Raw genomic sequence first — 19,762 nt, 5'->3', positions numbered from 1 at the left:
ATTGGAGTGGAGGGACTTCTGCTGAATAAAGTGACAACCCGTATTAGTCATGCTCAGCGTCCTCAATTACGTCCGAAAGACGCGCGGTAAATTGCTGTGCTGCATTGACTCCCATTCTTTTCAAGCGATAATTCATCGCCGCTACTTCAATGATAACGGCAAGATTTCGTCCGGGACGAACCGGAACCGTCAGCTTGGTGACCTCGGTATCAATGATTTTCACCTTTTCTTCATCTAAACCCAAACGGTCATATTGCTTTTTCGGATCCCATAGCTCCAGGTTGATGACCAGTGTAATCCGCTTGTTGCTTCGTACCGCACCAGCACCAAATAATGTCATGACATTGATAATTCCTAAGCCGCGAATTTCCAACAAATGTTCAATTAATTCCGGCGAGGTCCCGACTAGGGTATCCTGGTCTTCCTGACGAATTTCTACACAGTCGTCAGCAACAAGCCGATGGCCGCGCTTGACAAGTTCGAGCGCGGTCTCGCTTTTCCCGACACCGCTTTTACCCGTGATCAGCACACCGATGCCATAAACATCCACCAAAACTCCATGTACCGCCGTTGTTGGCGCCAGCATGCTTTCTAAATAATTCGTCAGACGGCTGAAGAATCGCGTCGTTTTCATGTTTGTTCGCAGCACAGGAACCGCTTCCCGCTCCGATGCTTCGATTAACTCCGGGGGAACCTCCAGCCCCCGTGTTACTATAATTCCCGGAGTAATGTCGGTACACAACCGTTCCATCCTCGATGCCTTATCCCGTGATGAGAGTCCGGAGTAAAAGGACAACTCCGTCTTCCCTAATAACTGAACCCGTTCAGCGGGATAATATTCGAAATACCCGGCCATTTCAATCCCGGGACGGGAAATATCGCTCATCGTAATGGGACGATTGATTCCCTCTTCACCGCTGATTAATTCCAGATTAAATTTTTCCAATATATCTTTCGTGCGAACTTTTGGCAAGAAAGTGTTCCTCCTTAACAAGCTGCAATTTGGCAAACAAATTCATTTTTTCTATTTTACCATTTTTTCGCTCAAGAACCATACCTTTAAGAAAACTCGCTGATTGACAAGCCTTTAAGGACGGTTCATGAGGCGTAGTTCGCCCAAAAGACTAACTTTTGGTTGCGATGCCTATGCTTACGAAGCTTTCCTTAGTGCGCTTATGCCGAATGGGAAAGTTTTTATACTTTCCCAGCGGCCAAGGACGAAAAAAGGTGCATACCCCATTGCCGGGACACACACCTTTTCCTATTTCTTTCTGGAAGAGCGCGATGGCTCCAAGATTGTTTTTTGAATGACCACGTTCACGAGCGACATCAACACCGCAAAAAACAACGCCATTGGAAAACCGTCGATATCAAAGGAATCTCCCATAAGATAATCGGTCAGCTCCAATGTCATGGCATTGATCACAAACAGAAACAACCCCATTGTTAAAACGGTCACCGGTAAGGTCAATAAGATCAACAGCGGCCGCACCAGCACGTTTAAAATCGATAATAAAATACTCGCCTGAAGGGCCGCTGAAAACCCCGAGAGATAAAAACTCTCATGAAAATATCCCGCCAGCGCCATAAATAATACAGCATTAATCAAACACCCAATCAGCCATCTCATAAACTAATCCCCTATTATTTTTAAATGAAAACTCGCCGACTGACGAGTCCATAATGCCGGTTCATGAGGCGCAGTTGAATTTATGCTTCCTTTTAGCTTAAAAAATTACACCGTCGCTTTTTGCAGACTAATGGAACCGGTCTTTGTTTCTGCGTAGATTTTTAGCATTTGATCCGGGTGATCGACGGACTGAAAGCGAAGCAATTTTTGAATCATTTCGCTTTTCTCCTCGAGAATCTGAACCCCGACAAGCTTGAGATTAAAGCCGCCAAGATTCGTCTTCAGTTCTCCGTTCAGCGGCAAGTTTTCGGGAACAAATAAATCCACTGCTCCCGATGTCGTCTTGGCATGGATCCACTCACAACGATTGCCACGTAACTCATAATGAATATTACCATTGAAAGACTGGGCTTCTGACTTTTTGTAATCTCCCTCCAGCTTAATCGCACCATTGATTGTTTCTGCCTCCAGCTCATCAATTTGGCTCGCGAGAACATGAATTCTTCCATTCGCCGTTTCCATTTCTCCCCGTTTTCCCTGAATACGGTCAAGTTCGATTTTGCCATTGGCCGTTTTGGCGCGGAGATCGTCCACGTTCAAATCACTGCCAGTGATGGAACCATTAAACAAGCGAATCCGGACACGATTCATTTGGGCCTTTGGTACAAATATCACCGCTTCAACCTTCATCCATTTCTGCTGGGTGATAAACTTAAGCTTCTGCCCCTCAACAGCAAAAACGACATCGCGTAAAAAGTTTTTCCGCGCCTCGTCCTGGTTTTCGACCCGGTATACTTTTGCCTGACATTCAATCCTAACATCCGGCTGGTCCCAGGCAGCTATTTTTACTGAACCATTGGCGACATCGATATCGATATCATTCAGGGTCACATCGCCATGATGGAATATATGCGACAGGTCGACAGACTGCCCGAAATTTAAATCGAAATCAAATTCTTTTATTTTCTTTAGAGCCGAATCAACAAACTCCAAAATCTTATCTTTTGTAGATTGATACTTCGTCTGAAACGGATCTTCCTTTTTCGCCTCTTCAAATTGCACCATTGTCGAAAGTTCATTGACCATTTGTTCCTTTTTCTGTTCAGCCGTTTGTTCCGCCTTGTCGAGCTCTTCAATTAAGGTTAAGGCCTCATCAACTGTCAGCTTTCCCGCCTCGACCAGCTGTAAAATCCGCTTACGCTCCTCTTTCATCATTTCCACCTCAATATTTCATTATTTTCCTATCCTATTCTATTTTCCTATTCGGCAATCAATACCTTTACTCCTTTAATAATGTTCCAAATCACTACCACAATCCAAACAATCGCTGTTATGACAATGCTGATAATCGTCCATACCGGCAGTTTCGCCTGGATATTGATCGCTTCATAGATAATCGCAAACACCATGAAAATCATTGGAATCACCGGGATCAGATGCGAAAGCATGGCTTTTTTCGCATGCTGTTTTGTCTCTATATCACTGCTCGCCAATAAAACAATAAGCGGAAAAATAAACCCCGCGAAAAAGATACTAAAATAACACAAACCGGAAAGCACCTTTCTTGTTTCCATCTTGTCCACCCTCCTATCCTATATGTACGTTTCAAAACGCTGAAAGTTTCGTACTTTTATCGAGCAATTGGAAATTTCTGCAGACGAAAAGAGCTGAAACCACAAGGCTTGGGTCTCAGCTCTTTGATTTAAGCGTTAATCGCGCTTTTGTCTTCTATTTGCTGTTTCATTCGCTCGCGGTCGCGGTCGAGAATCGGCTTTAAATATTTGCCGGTGTACGACCCTGGAGTTTCTGCGACCTTCTCGGGGGTTCCCGTGGCAATAATCGTGCCGCCTTTATCGCCGCCCTCAGGACCGAGATCGATAATATAATCGGCGGCTTTAATAACGTCAAGATTATGCTCAATCACCAATACAGTATCGCCGTTTTCAACCAAACGCTGCAGGACGACGAGCAAACGGGAAATATCATCGACATGCAGACCAGTTGTCGGTTCATCCAAAATGTAGAAGGATTTTCCGTTTGAACGACGGTGCAGCTCGGATGCAAGCTTGACGCGTTGGGCTTCTCCGCCGGAAAGCGTGGTTGCCGGCTGTCCGAGCTTGACATAGCCGAGCCCGACATCATAAATCGTCTGCAGTTTACGGCTGATTTTTGGAATGTTTTCGAAAAATTTCAAGGCATCTTCAACGGTCATATCCAGGACATCGGCAATGCTCTTGCCTTTGTACTTTACTTCCAATGTTTCGCGGTTATAGCGTTGTCCATGACAGACCTCGCAAGGAACATAAACATCAGGCAAAAAGTGCATTTCAATTTTAATAATCCCATCACCACGGCAGGCTTCACAGCGTCCGCCTTTGACATTAAAGCTGAAGCGGCCTTTTTTATAGCCGCGCACCTTCGCCTCATTGGTCGCGGCGAACACATCGCGAATATCATCAAACACGCCGGTATAGGTTGCCGGGTTCGAACGCGGTGTTCGGCCAATCGGCGACTGATCAATATCAATGACTTTTTCCAAATGTTCAATTCCTTTAATGCTCTTATGCTTTCCTGGCCTTGTTTTTGCGCGATTCAATTTTTGCGCCAGCGATTTTAACAAGATTTCATTGATCAAGGTACTTTTCCCCGATCCGGAAACACCCGTGACAGCAATAAACATTCCGAGCGGAATCTTGACATTGACATTTTTCAAATTATTTTCAGCTGCCCCTTTGATTTCCACATAGCGACCATCCGGTATGCGGCGTTCTAATGGCAGTGGAATGAACTTCTGCCCTGACAAATATTGGCCGGTTAACGAGTGGGGATCCGCCATTACCTCTGCCGGTGTTCCGGCGGAGACCACCTCGCCGCCGGAAACCCCGGCGCCGGGACCGATATCAATCAAATAATCAGCGGCAAGCATCGTATCTTCATCATGCTCGACTACAATCAACGTGTTGCCAATATCGCGCATGTTCTTCAGCGTGCCAATCAAGCGGTCATTATCCCGCTGATGCAGTCCAATTGACGGTTCGTCTAATATATATAGAACACCGGTTAGGCGTGAACCGATTTGCGTGGCCAAGCGGATCCGCTGGGCCTCGCCGCCAGATAAGGTTCCCGCTTGGCGGCTTAGCGTTAAATAATCAAGGCCGACATTCACTAAAAAACCAAGCCGCTCGTTAATTTCCCGTAAAATCAATCTGGCAATCTGGGTTTCTTTTTCCGTCAGTTCCAGGTTTGCAAAAAACTCCCGCGCCTCTTCAATCGAAAGGTCGGTCACTTCGGCAATATGATGTCCGTTGATCAGAACGGCCAGCGATTCCTTTTTCAGGCGCTGTCCTTTACATGTCGGGCATGGCTGTTCGGCCATATATTTTTGCATTTGCTCACGAATATAATCGGAGCTTGTTTCTCTAAACCGGCGCTCAACATTGCGGATGACCCCTTCAAATTCGATATAGCCCTCACGCAGCTGCCCAAAATCGTTCTCATAGCGGAAGTAAATTTTTTCGCCATCGGAACCGTAGAGGATTTTTTCCATTAGATGCTCTGGAATATCCTTTACCGGGACATCCATATCGATGCCGTAATGATTGCAGACTGCCTCCAAGAGCTGCGGGTAATACTGTGAGCTCGTTGGCTCCCACGGGGCAAGCGCGTGCTGTTTGAGGGTGAGGTCCTTGTTAGGAATCACCAAATCGAGATCGACTTCCAGTTTGGAACCAAGGCCATCACAATCTGGGCAGGCGCCAAACGGGCTATTAAAGGAAAACATCCGCGGTTCCAGTTCTCCGATGGAAAAACCGCAAATAGGACATGCGTGGTTTTCACTGAACATCAACTCTTCTTCGCCAATGACATCGACGATGACCTTTCCTTCACCGAGACGGAGAGCCGTTTCTAGGGAATCGGCCACCCGGGTTGAGATTCCTTCCTTTACGACAATTCGGTCGACGACGACCTCAATGGAGTGTTTCTTATTTTTCTCCAACTCAATGTCCTCGCTAAGGTCGAGCATTTCCCCGTCAACGCGGACGCGGACAAATCCTTGCTTTTTAATGTCTTCTAGGACTTTGGCATGCATCCCTTTGCGGCCGGAAACGACCGGAGCAAGGATTTGCATCTTCGTCCGCTCCGGGTATTCCATAATCCGGTCGACCATCTGTTCAATCGTTTGTGAGGAGATTTCGATATGATGGTTGGGACAGGTCGGATGTCCAACCCTGGCAAATAATAGACGTAAATAATCATAGATTTCCGTCACCGTTCCGACCGTCGAACGCGGGTTGCGGCTTGTCGTTTTTTGATCGATGGAAATCGCCGGGGACAGTCCTTCAATCGCATCAACGTCCGGTTTATCCATTTGTCCGAGGAATTGCCGGGCATAGGCCGAGAGCGATTCCACGTAACGGCGCTGCCCCTCGGCATAAATCGTATCAAACGCCAGCGAGGACTTTCCCGACCCGGAAAGTCCCGTCAACACCACAAGCTGATCTCTCGGAATGGTGACATCAATATTTTTTAAATTATGGGCTCTGGCGCCTTTAATAATAAGATTTTCCATCGCCATGAATTAGTCATCCTTCCGCTTTAAATAAATAGATTGAGCTGCCGCTTGGAAATTTCAAGCAGCGGCTCTTCATCTGGTCAGTTTTTAACTATCTCTGCAGGTTTTGCAAGATATCTGCAGGTTAAAATTTTTATCTGTAATTTGGCGCAGATATCTGCATTTTTTTAAACGATATCTGCATTAAATTCTATGCACCTGTTGTCATTCCGCTTTTAGTTCCAAAATCAAGTCACGCAACTCGGCGGCACGTTCGAAGTCGAGCGCTTTGGCCGCGGCTTTCATCTCTTTTTCCATACCGGCAATCAGTTTGTCTTTTTCCTTCTTTGTCATTTTGGCAAACGATGCTGCTGGTTTGTATTCTTCCGTCTCTTCCGCGGCATGTGTCGCCCGGATAACATCGCGGATATCCTTCTGAATCGTTTGCGGCGTAATTCCATGCTTCCGGTTGTATTCCTCTTGAATCGAACGGCGCCGCTTTGTTTCACTGATCGCTTTTTCCATCGAATCAGTCATTCGGTCGGCGTACATAATGACTTTACCATTGGCATTCCGGGCTGCCCGACCAATGGTTTGAATCAGCGAACGCTCCGAACGCAGGAAGCCTTCTTTATCGGCATCAAGAATCGCCACAAGCGATACTTCCGGAATGTCCAGACCTTCCCGGAGCAGGTTGATCCCGACCAGCACATCATACGTGCCCAAGCGCAGCTCGCGGATAATTTCAATCCGTTCGAGCGTCTTCACTTCGGAATGCAGGTACTGGACTTTAATTCCGATTTCCTTCAGATAGTCTGTTAAGTCCTCGGACATTTTTTTCGTTAGGGTTGTCACCAGGACACGTTCATTGCGTTTCACGCGATCTTGGATTTCTCCAATAAGGTCGTCAATTTGCCCTTCAATCGGCCGGACATCTATGAGTGGATCAAGCAGGCCGGTTGGGCGGATAATCTGCTCAACCATCGTCGGTGTGTGTTCCAATTCATACGGACCCGGGGTGGCTGAAACAAAGACAATATTATGGATATGTTTTTCAAACTCATCAAACATCAGCGGGCGGTTATCGAGTGCGGACGGCAGTCGGAAACCATAATTGACCAGCACTTCCTTGCGCGCCCTGTCGCCGTTGTACATTCCGCGGATTTGCGGCAGCGTCACATGGGACTCATCGATGACAATCAGAAAATCCTCAGGAAAATAATCGAGTAATGTGTACGGCGTTGAACCCGGCGGTCTTAGTGTCAGGTGACGGGAATAGTTTTCAATCCCCGAGCAGAAGCCCATTTCCCGCATCATTTCGAGGTCATAGCGGGTCCGCTGCTCGAGCCGCTGCGCCTCCAATAATTTATTTTCCGCTTTTAAAACCGCAAGCCGCTCCTCCAGCTCCTGTTCGATATTCTCCACCGCTTTGCGCATCTTTTCTTCTCGCGTTACGAAGTGGGAGGCCGGAAATATGGCCACATGCTCGCGCTCGCCGATAATTTCCCCAGTCAAGGCATCGACTTCACGAATCCGGTCTATTTCATCGCCGAAAAATTCGACGCGAATGCAATGTTCATCGCGGGAAGCAGGGAAAATCTCGACGACATCACCGCGGACACGGAAGGTCCCCCGTTTAAAATCAATATCATTTCGTTCATATTGAATATCGACAAGGCGGCGCAGCAGCTGGTTGCGGTCAATCTCCATTCCCGTTCGGAGAGAAATCACCATCTCACGGTATTCTTCCGGATTACCGAGACCATATATACAGGAAACACTGGCAATGATGATCACATCGTTGCGCTCAAATAATGACGATGTTGCCGAGTGGCGCAATTTATCGATCTCATCGTTAATGCTGGCGTCCTTTTCAATAAACGTATCCGTCTGCGGCACATAAGCCTCCGGCTGATAGTAATCATAGTAGCTAACAAAATACTCAACCGCATTGTTTGGAAAAAATTCCTTAAACTCGCTATATAGCTGGCCGGCCAAGGTTTTATTATGGGCAATGACCAATGTTGGTTTATTTACCTCTTTAATCACGTTAGAAATCGTGAAAGTTTTCCCTGTACCCGTTGCCCCAAGAAGTGTCTGATAGCGCTTGTTTTGCTTGATACCTTCGACTAATTGCTTAATCGCCTCCGGCTGATCTCCCTGGGGTGAATATTTTGATACCAATTCAAATTGGTTCTCCACAAAGTCTCCCTCCCGTGTTAAAAATTCGAGTCGTTCATAGCACTTAACAGCATAAGAACCATGTTATGGACCGGGATGGTGCCGAAAAGTGTGATGGATCCATTCAATAATAACATTCTACCACATTACCCCAAAAACAAACCAATAATATGCGAACTAATATTCGGAAATAAAAATTTGAGCCAAGCTGAGCTACATACCAAATGGAAATACCTTCGTATTGACAAAAAAGCCTGTCCTCAACAGACAGACTACTCAAAACTAACCCTTTTTCACAGAACGTGGCTTCATTTTTGCCGCCAGCCAGAAGCCGACTGTCAATGAAAAAGCATCGACGACAATTAAAATAAATGTATTCGTATATCCTTTGTAAACCGAACCCGCAATCAAGGCAACCGTTAACACAAGACCAATAAACCGGTTGTAAGTAACCCGGGTGAACAACAAGACCAGCAACCCTGGCAAAGTGAGCCCCGCCAAATATCTAATCACAATAAATTCCAAATGAGTGCACCTCATTTTAAATAATTTCTGTTAACTTATTCTAGAAATTTATCGACAAAAATGCAACAAAAATGTGTTGCTGATAAAGGCTATAAGGCGGGGGTTCCTTGAAACTGAGAGAGCACCCTTTTTCTGTGATTATTCTGCCTAATTTTCGGTCGTTTTTTCGAATCGCCGATACACTTACCGCCATCCGCTGATATGTGACCGCAATTCGCTGATAAAGCACCCGGAATCGCTGATAAGTCACTCAAATCCGCTGATAAAGCACCCAGAATCGCTGATAAGTCACTCAAATCCGCTGATAAGTTTTTTCTAAACCGTTACGCTGCTGGGTTAACAAGCTTATCACAACAAACCCCAGCATCGATATGAGAATCGGCAACACAACCGTGTGAACTCCAAGTGCATTTGGATAGAAGCGATCGAACAAAATATACGAACTCATTCCTAATACCATCGAAGCAATCGCTCCGTATTTATTGCCCTTCATCCAGTACAGACCGAAAATAACCGGCCAGATAAACACCGACTCCAAGCCGCCAAAGGAGAACAAATTCAGCCAAATAATGAGATTAGGCGGACTTAATGCCAAAATGATGACAATAAGGCCGATAATCGCGGTTACGCTGAAGCTGATTTTTTTCACATGACTGTCGCCGGCTGTTGGTTTGATGTAGTTTAAATACACGTCTTTGACCAATGCGGAGCTGACGAGAATTAGCAGGGCATCGACGGTTGACATAATCGCTGCCATTGGAGCCGCCAGAACGATGCCGGCAGCAAACGGCGGCAGCACTTTCATTGATAACAACGGCATCACCGTGTCACCAATTTTGACACCAGGAAGGACTGGTCTGGCAAAAACGCCGATCAGGTGCATGCCGAGCATGATAAAGCCGACGACAATCGTACCGATGATAATCGCGCTGTGCATTGCTTTGGAATTTTTATAGGACATGGCCCGGACGGTAATTTGTGGCAAGCCAACCACCCCAATCCCTACTAAAATCCAATAGGAGGATACATAGGCAGGTGTCAGCGTCCGTTCCGCACCAAACGGAGAGATCAAATTGGGATTTTCAGCCGCGAGGTCATGGATAATTTTTGGAATCCCCCCGCCAGCCTTAATCGTCGCAACCAGCAAAATTAACGTCCCCGTGAACATAACCACTCCTTGGACGGCATCAGTTAAGGCTACTGCGCGAAAGCCGCCGACAATGACAAAGATCAGCACGGAAAAGGCAAAGATTAATAAGGCTGTCGTGTAGGGCAAGCCGGTTAAGCTCTCGACAAGTCGGGCGCCGCCAATCCACTGGGCCGTCATCGAGGAGAACAGGAAAATCACAATACTTGCCGCCGAGAGTAACACAACCGTTTTGCTCTGGTACCTTTCTTTTAAAAAATCAATTAACGTAATTGCCTTGTACTGCCTTGCCACAATCGCAAACTTTTTCCCCAGAACCATCAGTGTGAAATAACCAGTTGCCAACTGAGCCATCGCCAGCAGCACCCAGCCGAGCCCTTGCGTATAGGCAACCCCGGGACCGCCGATGAAGCTTGAGGCGCTGCCGTATGTAGCAACCATCGTCATTGCCAGGATGAAACCGCCCATTTGCCGCTCGCCTAAAAAATACTCCTCCAGGAAGGAATGCGTTTGAAAAACAAATTTATGTGACCAAAAGCCAACTGCAAAAATAATCAGTAAGAAAATAACCAACGGAGTGATGACAGGCCAATTCATTTGTGTTCGTGCCCCTCCTCTTCATCCTCAAAGGGGACATCTGTAAATAAAAATTTTACGGTGAGGCTGACGATCACGATCATCACAATAAAGCCGGCAATGCAGCTATAAAAGAACCAAGCCGGCAGTCCCCATATGTATGTATAATTTTCAACCTTGTCCGAACCAAGTCCATAAGCAAACCCATACCACCAAATAAAGTTGATGATCACGAGAACGACACCGATCAACGCCTCGCGATGGGCTACCTTAAAGCGCTTGTCCTTCGAATTAAATGGCTTTTTCAAAAAGGACTCCTCCTTAAATAGGTAAAATCTAGCTAGGTCTATTGTTCCCGAAAGCCAAAGAAACAACAAAAACCTTATTCCCATGGACTATCGTACCACTTGAAAATAAGGTTTTCACTATTTTTTATTGATCGACTGTCCACCCCAGACGGACAAATGTCCACGGATGGTGTCAGGCACCAACTTTGGAGCAGTATCCCCCTGTTTAATTGCATGTTCCGTGCGGGCTGGGGCAGCCGTTTGTTTCTTTTTCGATTTGGACGGTGCTGTGTTCGATGTCGAAGTGGTCATGTAAGATTTTTTGCGATTGGGCGAGGATTTCGTCATGAACGCCTTCATCTGCAATCGTGATATGGCAGCTTAAAACCGGGTATCCGGAGGTAATCGTCCAAATGTGCAAGTCGTGAACTTCCCTGACGAGTGGGATTTGCCCCAATGCCGCTTTAACCTCGTTAGCATCGATTTCCGTTGGTGATCCTTCCATTAATATATGAAACGAATCTTTGGTTACCCGCCCGCCGCTGACCAAGATTAACCCAGCCACGATGACACTGGCAATCGGGTCGGCGATCCCCCAGCCGAAAAACATAATCAACAGTGCGGCAATGATCGCCCCGACCGAGCCGAGCATATCGCCAATCACATGTAAAAAGGCACTTCTGACATTCAAGTTTTCATCCTTATCGCCCTTCATGAGAATCCAGGCCGCAACAATGTTGACCACTAAGCCAATGACAGAAATAATCAGCATGCCGGTACTCTGTACTTCCGGCGGTGCAAAGAAACGCTGGATCGCTTCATAAAAGATAATCAACGAAATCACGATCAGCGCTAACCCATTAAGCGCTGCGGCAATAATTTCAAACCGTTTATAGCCGTATGTCTTTTCCTGCGAAACCGATTTTTCCCCCAGCTTTATGGCAAAAAAACTTAGTCCTAACGCGGCCGCATCACTCAGCATATGACCAGCATCTGAAAGCAATGCCAAACTGTTGGTAATGACACCGCCGATGACTTCCACAATCATAAACGCAGCGATTAAAAGAAAGGCACTGAGCAATGCAGTTTTATTAGCTGTATGTGAGTGGCCGTGCGAATGCCCATGATGGTGACCCATGTTTATCCCTCCAAGAGCCAAAACGAAGGTGGCCCTTTATTTTTTAAAGTAAGAACATTGCAATTAAGGTTTACCTTTTCGAATCAATATTTTTCGATACATCCCGTCAAGCATAACAGGATGGTCTTCGACAATTGTTATCGTTGAACCTTCATGTTTTTTAACTAATTTTTCAAAAGAAAGGCCAATGTCGGTACCGAGAACTTTTATGATTGGCCGCAGCAGTTTTTTCACGAATGACGGCTTTGCGGCAAATTTATCAAAAATGATCATTTGTCCATTTTTCTTTGTTACCCGAATCATTTCCGCAAATGCCCTATTGCTATTTGGGACAACGGAAAGGATTAAGCTTGCGATCACATAGTCGAACGCGTTATCCGGCAGATGCAAATCTTGAGCGTCCATTTGCCGGAAGCTGATGGTTCCGGGCGGGAATTTCTTTTTCGCCTGCCGCAGCATTTCTTCTGAATAGTCAATCGCAGTGATATCAAGCTCTTCAAAGTGGATTAGTTCCAGATCCGCCCCAGTACCAACGCCAATGAATAAAACCTTGTCACCGGGTCGGAAGTCAACACCGTCGAACACTTTACGCCTTGCCTTTAGGAAAGGCCCTCTATTAAAAAAATAATCATAGACCGGCGACCACAATCGATATATCCATTTGTTCCAATGATTGTTCAACGGTTGCTACCCCCAGCTTCCTCCAGTTGATCCTCCATTACCTGTTCTACTCTCTCTTTTATCGGAGATGCCTGCGTGTTATCGGCGAATTCAAATCGATTGGCGGCGAAACACACGATTTAATTAATAGAGAGACGCCCTCCAATTGGCGGAAAGCCCTCTCCAATTGACGGAAAAGCAGAATCAATTGGCGAAAGACGCCCTCCAATTGGCGGAAAGCCCTCTCCAATTGGCGCAAAGCCCTCTCCAACTGGCGGAAAAGCAGAATCAATTGGCGAAAGACGCCCTCCAACTGGCGGAAAAGCAGGGTCAATTGGCGAAAGACGCCCTCCAATTGGCACAAAGCCCTCTCCAACTGGCGCGGGGTTACTCTTTTACCTGTAAAAGCCGCAGCCCGTTTAATGTGACAATTAACGTCATGCCCATGTCGGCAAAAATGGCGATCCACAGTGTCAGCCAGCCGGGAACAACGAGCAGGAGTGCCGCCAGCTTTACGACAAGTGACAGCGTAATATTTTGTTTAATAATCCTAAGCGTTTTGCGGCTTAATTGGATCGTGAACGGCAATTTGTTCAAATTATCGTTCATTAAGGCAACATCTGCCGTTTCAAGTGCTGTATCCGTTCCGGCGCCGCCCATCGCGATACCGACCGTTGCCGCTGCCAGTGCCGGGGCGTCATTGACACCATCTCCCACCATGCCGACACGACCAAACCGGTCGAGTAATTTTTTGATAAAATTCAATTTATCCGCTGGCAGGAGCTCTGCTTCAATACTAGTAATACCTGTGCTGCGGCCAATTGCCTCGGCCGTTTTCTGATTATCCCCTGTAAGTAAAATCGTCTGTTGTATTCCGAGCTGATGGAGACGTTCAATCACCGAGCGGCTGCTCTCCCGCACTTCATCTGCAACGGCCAACAATGCGAGAATTTCTGTATCCGTCCCGGTGATCATCACCGTTTTTCCTTCATTTTGGAGCGCGGTAATCTGATCGATCATGTCAGCAGGAATGGAGGTAAATAGTTTCCTGTTGCCAATTTGATATTCTACACCGGCAATTGTCCCTTTTATGCCTTTTCCTGTTAGTGTGGTAAAGTTCGTAACCTCATAATCCTTGGCAGCAGATCCAGCTTTTTGGACAATGGCCGCGGCAAGCGGATGCTGAGACAGGCTTTCCAGCGCGGCAATTTTTCCAAGCAGATCGGCGTCATTTGAAAGATTGATATAGTCCGTGACAACCGGAGTGCCATTTGTCAACGTGCCGGTTTTATCAAAAGCGATCGCCTTTAATGCACCAAGCTCCTCCAAATAGCTGCCTCCCTTGATTAATACCCCATGGCGGGCGGCATTGCCGATGGCGGTGACAATCGAAACTGGCGTCGAAATGACCAGTGCACACGGACAGCCTACTACAAGAACCGCCAGACCTTGATAAATCCACTCCTGCCAGGAGGCTCCGAAAAATAGCGGCGGGACGATGGCCACAAGTGCAGCAACTCCGATAATTACCGGTGTGTAATATTTAGCGAAGCGGTCGACAAACTGCTGCGACGGAGCTTTTTCGGCTTGGGCATCCTCGACTAATTGAATGATTTTTGCAATCGTCGTATCATCAGCCAGTTTGATCACTTTGATTTTTAGAAAGCCCTCTCTGTTCAAACTCCCGGCAAACACTTCATCATTTAGCCTTTTTTCTATAGGAACTGATTCACCGGTAATCGCCGCTTGATTCACGGATGAGGCTCCTTCGACAATCATCCCATCCATTGCAATCATCTGCCCTGGTTTGACCAGCATCAGATCGCCGATTTCAATATCCTCCGCTTTCACCAGCATCTCCCGGCCGTTACGGACGATCAGGGCCTCCGTCGGTGCCATTTCCATCAATGACCGAATCGAGTCTCTTGCTTTATCCATGGAATAACCTTCAAGCACTTCGCTGATGGCAAATAAAATCACGACAACGGCGGCTTCACTCCACTCTCCGATGATCGCCGCACCGATGATCGCAATTGTCATCAAGGTCCGCATATCAAATTCCAGCCGGAGCAGATTTTTCACACCGGTTCTAAAAAGCGGAAAACCTCCGGCGATGATGGCCGCGGCAAAAAGAAGATTGGTAGAAAAAAGGTACCCGGCCAACAGCAACAACAGTGATACCCCTAGAGGAGCATATCGTTTCCAAAATGATTCCTTCGGGATGGCTGCTGGACGTTCTTTTTCTGGATAAATCGTTAATTTTTCAAAAGCTCCGGCTTCCTGCAATTTTTCCAGACTGGTGTTTCCATAGACCGTCAGCTTGGAAGCTCCAAAATTCACTTGTGCAGCAACAACACCATCCAGGTGCTGAACGTTCTTTTCGAACTTGGCGGCACAGTTTGCTCAAGAAAAACCCTGCACACGGTAGACATGTTTTTCAAGTGCGTTACCCATGGACGCCCCCTCCTTTGACTTACTGCCGCTCTGCCACCTCTTGCTGGTGTTCAAAGGCGATATGAATTAATTGTTTAACATGGTCATCATCAAGGGAATAATAAACGAGCTTACCCTCTTTACGGTATTTGGCCAACCCTAAACTGCGTAAATGTCTTAAATGGTGGGAAGCCGTAGCTGTCGTTGCCCCGACAATATGGGCGACGTCGCAAACGCAAAGCTCGTCTTCCAGTGTCAGCGCATAAGCAATTTTTAGCCGTGTTTCATCAGATAATGCTTTAAAAAGCTTCGTCACTTCAAAAAGATGCTGAGTTTTTGAAAGCTCCCGCTTAACGTGATCTGTTTTTTCACTATGGATACAAGTAATCTCACAAACATCGCGTTCTTTCATTGCGTCACCTTCTTCATTCAAATGTTCATTTGACTATATTATATTCAAATGTCGGTTTGAATGTCAATTATTTAGGAGGATTATGTTAAAAATGGACTGGATTATGAAGCAAACGTGGGAATATGTATTATTTAGTCATTGGAATTTGAAGCCGGAGCAAGTGCGGGATCTTATTCCGGCCGAGTTAGAGTTAGATTTGTTCGACGGAAAGGCCTGGCTGACAATGCTGCCATTTAAGGTGAGCCATCAGCGGTTTCGCTTTCTGCCAGAAATCCCCTTTTTAAATCGCTATTTGGAGTTAAACGTGAGGACATATGTCAAGCATCGGGGGAAAGCAGGGGTGTACTTTTTCTCGCTTGATGCCAATCATTTGCCCAGCGTTTTAGGGGCACGAATAGCCTCACTGCCGTATCGGCTCGCGAGGATATCCATGATTGAGCAAGATCAGCAGTTTGCTTTTTATTGCCAGCAAGTGTTTGGCAACGGGGAGTTTTCGGTGCTTTATGAACCGGTTGGCGGCCCGGCTGCGGCGACTGAATTGGGGAGTCTGGATCATTGGCTGTTAGAGCGCTACTATTTATTCACAAAACTGGGACCGTTATTATTACAGGGCCGAATCAGCCATGAAAGTTGGCGTGTTTGCGGGGCAACTATCAAAATCCTGGCAAATTCAATTTCTCCGGTCGCCACGGCAGGTGAGCCGCAGCTTGTTCACTTCTCGCCCAGAAAAGAGGCGTTTATTTTTCCGTTGAAAATAGTGAAGGGGTAAGAATGGAGATGAACAATTTCACGCTTCCCCCTTCCTTTTTCACATTTATGGAATATCAGGCACCTCTTTGACAAGCTGTCTTGTTGTATGTTTTTTTATCGTAAAAAAGACATCAGTCATAAAATAAAGTGCCATCGCATAGGCACCCCAGCCCCAAAAAGGTGCAACAGCCCTATACATATCAACAAGTTGCGGGTGAATCCATTTTAGGCAAACCCAGGATAACACAAGCCAGCAGGCGGAAAACGGCAAACAAATATGACCCTGGAACTGCAGCGGTGTATCCGAATAATCCCAGTACCGCTGTCCAAAAAACTTTTGCAGCACAACTCCTGACCAATATTCCACCATGGTGGGGATGATAAAACAGAGCAACAGGACAACACCCCAATGGGTTTCCGACGAAATGAAAAAAATTAGCAAAACAGGTGCAATGCCATACATCGGTTTAAAAGGACCAAAGAGAAAATTGGCTTTAAAAAACTTATGATTGACGATCAAATTATAGCTGTTTTCCAATAGCCACCCCAAGTAGGAGTAAACGGCAAAATAAAAGAGGATTGCCGACATCCCATCTACTGCAAGATATTCTGAAAGACTAAACATGATAGCCCACCCTTCGTCCGATATTTTCCAATTATTAGAGTGAACCCGACAGTGCAAAAATATGCAGAAATGCCTGACACTAGTGTCAGGCACCTACTCCCTCATGACGAAAAATCATAATTCTCTTAAATTCTGCGTAGAGCCGGTCGGCTTTTTTTAGCGGTCCGAGCTCCTCGTACTGCTCTGATGTGATTTCTACTTCAAATAAATCACCAGTATCAAGCCGTTTTAAATCTACCCTCACGGTCGAGCCGACCATATTGCAGTGAGTGACTTCCGCCGCAATACTATTTTCCTTAGCCGTTCGCGTTAAAACAATTTCATGCGGCCGGATATAGCCGATTGATTTTTCCAGTTCCTTATCCTTCCCTGCCAATGCTGCGCCGCGGAATTCATTCACCCTGCCTAAAAAGCTGTAGACGAAGGCATTCACAGGGTTCTGGTAGACTTCTGCAGGTGATCCAATCTGTTCAATCTTTCCCTGATTCATCACCACGACCGTATCGGCCATTTCCAGTGCTTCTTCTTGGTCATGGGTCACAAACACAGTGGTAATATTTAGCTGTTGGTGAATTTCCCGCAGCCAGTACCGCAATTCTTGGCGTACCTTGGAATCCAGTGCCCCAAATGGTTCATCAAGGAGGAGCACTTCCGGTTCAACGGCTAGTGCTCTAGCCAAAGCCACCCGCTGACGCTGACCACCGGAAAGCTGTTCTGGGTAGCGTCTGGCTGTTCCTTCCAATTTGACCAGCTTCAATAACGCCAACACTCTCTCCTTAATCTCCTTGTTGGAGGGGCGCAGCTTTCGCGTTTTCACCTTCAGCCCAAAGGCCACATTTTCAAAAATCGTCATGTGCTTAAATAAGGCATAATGCTGAAATACAAATCCAACCTTGCGCTCCTTCACTGACTTATTAGAATAATCAACTCCATTAAATAAGATTCTGCCTGAATCAACCCTTTCCAAACCGGCGATGAGCCGCAGCAAAGTTGTTTTGCCAGAACCGGAAGGACCTAATAAAGCAACAAAATCTCCCGTCGAAATTTCCAGGCTCACTTGTTTAACTGCGGAAAATTCACCAAAATCTTTAGTGACTTGATCAATCGTAATCGACATGTCTGATATCCTCCTATACTTTAAACTTACTCCTACCTGCTCTCCACTCAATAAAACTTTTCAGCGTCAATGTCACCAGCGCCAGCAGGGCCAGCAAAGAAGCGACCGCAAAAGCTGCGGAAAACTGGTACTCGTTATACAAAATTTCAATATGCAGCGGGAGCGTGTTTGTTTCCCCTCTGATATGGCCGGAGACAACTGAAACAGCGCCAAATTCCCCCATTGCCCGGGCATTACAAAGGAGAATGCCATATAGCAGGCCCCATTTGATATTTGGCAGGGTAACGCGGAAAAACATATGCCAGCAGTTCGCACCTAGTGTTAGCGCCGCTTGCTCTTCTTCATTGCCCTGCTCTTGCATCATCGGTATCAGTTCCTTAACGACAAAGGGAAATGTAACGAAAATAGTCGCGAGAATAATTCCGGGGATGGCGAAAATAATCTTGATGTGATAGGACTCGATGAGCGGCCCCAGCAGACCTTGGGAACCAAATAACAGGACAAACACCAATCCGGCAATAACCGGGGAAACCGCAAATGGAATATCAATCAGGGTGAGTAATATATTTTTCCCCCTAAAACTAAATTTCGTAATTACCCAGGCGGCCATGACGCCAAATAGCGTATTGAGCGGCACGGCAATCGCAGCCGTCAGCAGTGTCAGCTTAATCGCCGCAAGGGCATCCGGCTCAGTTAAGGCGGTAACATACAACGCTATTCCCTTCTTGAGTGCTTCCGTCAGCACAGCAGCCAATGGCACAAACAAGAATATTCCCAGAAAGACAAGAGCGATCCCAATCAATAAATACTTTCCCACCAAGGCAAGGCGGGAGGCTCTCTTTCCGGTCACATTATTTACAGCATCAAGCATTATCATTGCTTCTCCCCTCTATATCACTTGATGTTTCTTGGCTGTCCGCCATTGCCAGAGATTAATCAACAGTAAAAGTATGAAGGAAATCAGGAGCATCACAGCGGCCACTGCAGCAGCCCCGGCATAATCAAATTGCTCCAGCTTCGTAATAATTAACAGCGGGACAATCTCCGTTTTCATCGGCATATTTCCGGCAATGAACACAACCGAGCCATATTCGCCTAATGCCCGGGCAAATGCCAGAGCAAATCCGCTAAGAATCGCCGGGGAGATTGCTGGAAGGATAACCTTGTGAAAAATTTGCCGCGAATTGGCTCCAAGCGTTGCTGCCGCCTCCTCATACTGCTTCTCCATATCCTGCAAAACAGGCTGAACAGAGCGGACGACAAAGGGCAGGCCAATAAAGATTAGAGCAATCATTATCCCTGCTGGGGTAAAGGAAATCTTCATTCCCAGCGACGTAAAAAATTGGCCAAACCATCCATTCGGTGCGTAGAGTGTCGTCAGGGCAATCCCGGCAACAGCAGTCGGAATGGCAAACGGCAAATCGACGAGGGCATCGACAATTCTTTTTCCCAAAAATTCATAGCGGACGATCACCCAGGCAATCAGTGTACCGAACACAGCATTCACCAGCGCCGCCGCGAATGACGTATAAAAGGTTAAGCGAAAGGCAGCGATGACCCGCTCATTGGTGACCGTCTGCCAAAAGTCAGCAAAGCTCAATGTTGCTGCTTTTAAAAAAAGAACAGCGAGCGGAAGTAAGACTATTAAGCTAAGATAAACAAGGGTAAAGCCCATCGAGATCCCGAATCCGGGAAGAACTCGATGGTGTTTAAATGGTTTCACTACAGA

At 46.6% G+C, this 19,762-nt stretch carries 19 protein-coding genes; 1 reads left to right on the top strand and 18 read right to left on the bottom strand.

The window, feature by feature from the left end; translation table 11 throughout:
* Positions 1-43: 43 nt before the first annotated feature.
* From hprK to RCG24_RS19610, 14 genes are all read right to left on the bottom strand, one after another.
* Positions 44-973 (bottom strand): HPr(Ser) kinase/phosphatase, encoded by a 930-nt coding sequence (gene hprK, locus RCG24_RS19675; RefSeq protein WP_308077833.1) that lies wholly within the window; start codon positions 971-973, stop codon positions 44-46.
* A gap of 288 nt (positions 974-1,261) precedes the next feature.
* The gene (locus RCG24_RS19670; RefSeq protein ID WP_308077832.1) at positions 1,262-1,630 is read right to left on the bottom strand and encodes a phage holin family protein; all 369 of its coding nucleotides are present in this window, start codon (positions 1,628-1,630) and stop codon (positions 1,262-1,264) included.
* Between the two features lie 105 nt (positions 1,631-1,735).
* Positions 1,736-2,845 carry a DUF4097 family beta strand repeat-containing protein gene (locus tag RCG24_RS19665; protein WP_308077831.1) on the bottom strand — a complete coding sequence of 370 codons (1,110 nt, stop codon included), beginning with the start codon at positions 2,843-2,845 and terminating at the stop codon, positions 1,736-1,738.
* Positions 2,846-2,889: 44 nt separating this feature from the next.
* Positions 2,890-3,204, bottom strand: a complete 315-nt coding sequence (locus tag RCG24_RS19660; RefSeq protein ID WP_308077830.1) for a magnetosome magnetite crystal formation protein family — start codon at positions 3,202-3,204, stop codon at positions 2,890-2,892.
* 128 nt (positions 3,205-3,332) lie between these two features.
* A complete protein-coding gene (gene uvrA, locus RCG24_RS19655) occupies positions 3,333-6,206 on the bottom strand; it encodes an excinuclease ABC subunit UvrA (protein ID WP_308077829.1) in 2,874 nt (957 codons plus the stop codon).
* Positions 6,207-6,407: 201 nt separating this feature from the next.
* On the bottom strand, positions 6,408-8,384 hold the full coding sequence (gene uvrB, locus RCG24_RS19650) for an excinuclease ABC subunit UvrB (protein ID WP_308077828.1): 1,977 nt from the start codon (positions 8,382-8,384) through the stop codon (positions 6,408-6,410).
* Between the two features lie 261 nt (positions 8,385-8,645).
* Positions 8,646-8,879: a DUF2198 family protein gene (locus RCG24_RS19645; protein ID WP_308079221.1), complete on the bottom strand. Its 234-nt coding sequence runs from the start codon at positions 8,877-8,879 to the stop codon at positions 8,646-8,648.
* A gap of 301 nt (positions 8,880-9,180) precedes the next feature.
* A complete protein-coding gene (gene panF, locus RCG24_RS19640; protein WP_308077827.1) occupies positions 9,181-10,632 on the bottom strand; it encodes a sodium/pantothenate symporter in 1,452 nt (483 codons plus the stop codon).
* The gene (locus RCG24_RS19635; RefSeq protein ID WP_235888330.1) at positions 10,629-10,919 is read right to left on the bottom strand and encodes a YhdT family protein; all 291 of its coding nucleotides are present in this window, start codon (positions 10,917-10,919) and stop codon (positions 10,629-10,631) included. Before RCG24_RS19635 ends, panF begins: the two co-directional genes overlap by 4 nt.
* A 205-nt stretch (positions 10,920-11,124) precedes the next feature.
* Positions 11,125-12,036 (bottom strand): cation diffusion facilitator family transporter, encoded by a 912-nt coding sequence (locus RCG24_RS19630; RefSeq protein ID WP_308077826.1) that lies wholly within the window; start codon positions 12,034-12,036, stop codon positions 11,125-11,127.
* A gap of 63 nt (positions 12,037-12,099) precedes the next feature.
* Positions 12,100-12,717: a class I SAM-dependent methyltransferase gene (locus tag RCG24_RS19625; protein ID WP_308077825.1), complete on the bottom strand. Its 618-nt coding sequence runs from the start codon at positions 12,715-12,717 to the stop codon at positions 12,100-12,102.
* Between the two features lie 119 nt (positions 12,718-12,836).
* Positions 12,837-13,058 carry a hypothetical protein gene (locus tag RCG24_RS19620; protein ID WP_308077824.1) on the bottom strand — a complete coding sequence of 74 codons (222 nt, stop codon included), beginning with the start codon at positions 13,056-13,058 and terminating at the stop codon, positions 12,837-12,839.
* 25 nt (positions 13,059-13,083) lie between these two features.
* Positions 13,084-15,150 (bottom strand): heavy metal translocating P-type ATPase, encoded by a 2,067-nt coding sequence (locus RCG24_RS19615; protein WP_308077823.1) that lies wholly within the window; start codon positions 15,148-15,150, stop codon positions 13,084-13,086.
* Between the two features lie 19 nt (positions 15,151-15,169).
* Positions 15,170-15,541, bottom strand: a complete 372-nt coding sequence (locus RCG24_RS19610; RefSeq protein WP_308077822.1) for an ArsR/SmtB family transcription factor — start codon at positions 15,539-15,541, stop codon at positions 15,170-15,172.
* 91 nt (positions 15,542-15,632) lie between these two features.
* On the opposite strand from RCG24_RS19610, the gene RCG24_RS19605 reads away from it, so the two are divergent.
* Positions 15,633-16,310: a YqjF family protein gene (locus RCG24_RS19605; RefSeq protein WP_308077821.1), complete on the top strand. Its 678-nt coding sequence runs from the start codon at positions 15,633-15,635 to the stop codon at positions 16,308-16,310.
* A 45-nt stretch (positions 16,311-16,355) separates the two neighbouring features.
* Here RCG24_RS19605 and RCG24_RS19600 read toward each other — a convergent pair whose 3' ends face one another.
* The 4 genes from RCG24_RS19600 to cysT form a co-directional block, all read right to left on the bottom strand.
* A complete protein-coding gene (locus RCG24_RS19600) occupies positions 16,356-16,916 on the bottom strand; it encodes a putative ABC transporter permease (protein WP_308077820.1) in 561 nt (186 codons plus the stop codon).
* Between the two features lie 85 nt (positions 16,917-17,001).
* Positions 17,002-18,033: a sulfate/molybdate ABC transporter ATP-binding protein gene (locus RCG24_RS19595; protein ID WP_308077819.1), complete on the bottom strand. Its 1,032-nt coding sequence runs from the start codon at positions 18,031-18,033 to the stop codon at positions 17,002-17,004.
* 13 nt (positions 18,034-18,046) lie between these two features.
* Positions 18,047-18,904 carry a sulfate ABC transporter permease subunit CysW gene (cysW, locus tag RCG24_RS19590; RefSeq protein WP_308079220.1) on the bottom strand — a complete coding sequence of 286 codons (858 nt, stop codon included), beginning with the start codon at positions 18,902-18,904 and terminating at the stop codon, positions 18,047-18,049.
* 18 nt (positions 18,905-18,922) lie between these two features.
* The gene (gene cysT / locus RCG24_RS19585) at positions 18,923-19,756 is read right to left on the bottom strand and encodes a sulfate ABC transporter permease subunit CysT (protein ID WP_308077818.1); all 834 of its coding nucleotides are present in this window, start codon (positions 19,754-19,756) and stop codon (positions 18,923-18,925) included.
* Positions 19,757-19,762: the final 6 nt, after the last annotated feature.

This window comes from Neobacillus sp. OS1-32, from assembly GCF_030915425.1.
Lineage (GTDB): Bacteria > Bacillota > Bacilli > Bacillales > Cytobacillaceae > Neobacillus > Neobacillus paridis.
This window is presented reverse-complemented; position numbering and strand designations above follow the sequence as displayed.

Excerpts from the sequence above, each read along its gene's own strand:
- RCG24_RS19670 (WP_308077832.1), bottom strand. The coding sequence starts at position 1,630 with ATGAGATGGCTGATTGGGTGTTTGATTAATGCTGTATTATTTATGGCG.
- RCG24_RS19665 (WP_308077831.1), bottom strand. The coding sequence starts at position 2,845 with ATGATGAAAGAGGAGCGTAAGCGGATTTTACAGCTGGTCGAGGCGGGA.
- RCG24_RS19660 (WP_308077830.1), bottom strand. The coding sequence starts at position 3,204 with ATGGAAACAAGAAAGGTGCTTTCCGGTTTGTGTTATTTTAGTATCTTT.
- uvrA (WP_308077829.1), bottom strand. The coding sequence starts at position 6,206 with ATGGCGATGGAAAATCTTATTATTAAAGGCGCCAGAGCCCATAATTTA.
- panF (WP_308077827.1), bottom strand. The coding sequence starts at position 10,632 with ATGAATTGGCCTGTCATCACTCCGTTGGTTATTTTCTTACTGATTATT.
- RCG24_RS19630 (WP_308077826.1), bottom strand. The coding sequence starts at position 12,036 with ATGGGTCACCATCATGGGCATTCGCACGGCCACTCACATACAGCTAAT.
- RCG24_RS19610 (WP_308077822.1), bottom strand. The coding sequence starts at position 15,541 with ATGAAAGAACGCGATGTTTGTGAGATTACTTGTATCCATAGTGAAAAA.
- RCG24_RS19605 (WP_308077821.1), top strand. The coding sequence starts at position 15,633 with ATGGACTGGATTATGAAGCAAACGTGGGAATATGTATTATTTAGTCAT.
- RCG24_RS19600 (WP_308077820.1), bottom strand. The coding sequence starts at position 16,916 with ATGTTTAGTCTTTCAGAATATCTTGCAGTAGATGGGATGTCGGCAATC.
- RCG24_RS19595 (WP_308077819.1), bottom strand. The coding sequence starts at position 18,033 with ATGTCGATTACGATTGATCAAGTCACTAAAGATTTTGGTGAATTTTCC.
- cysW (WP_308079220.1), bottom strand. The coding sequence starts at position 18,904 with ATGCTTGATGCTGTAAATAATGTGACCGGAAAGAGAGCCTCCCGCCTT.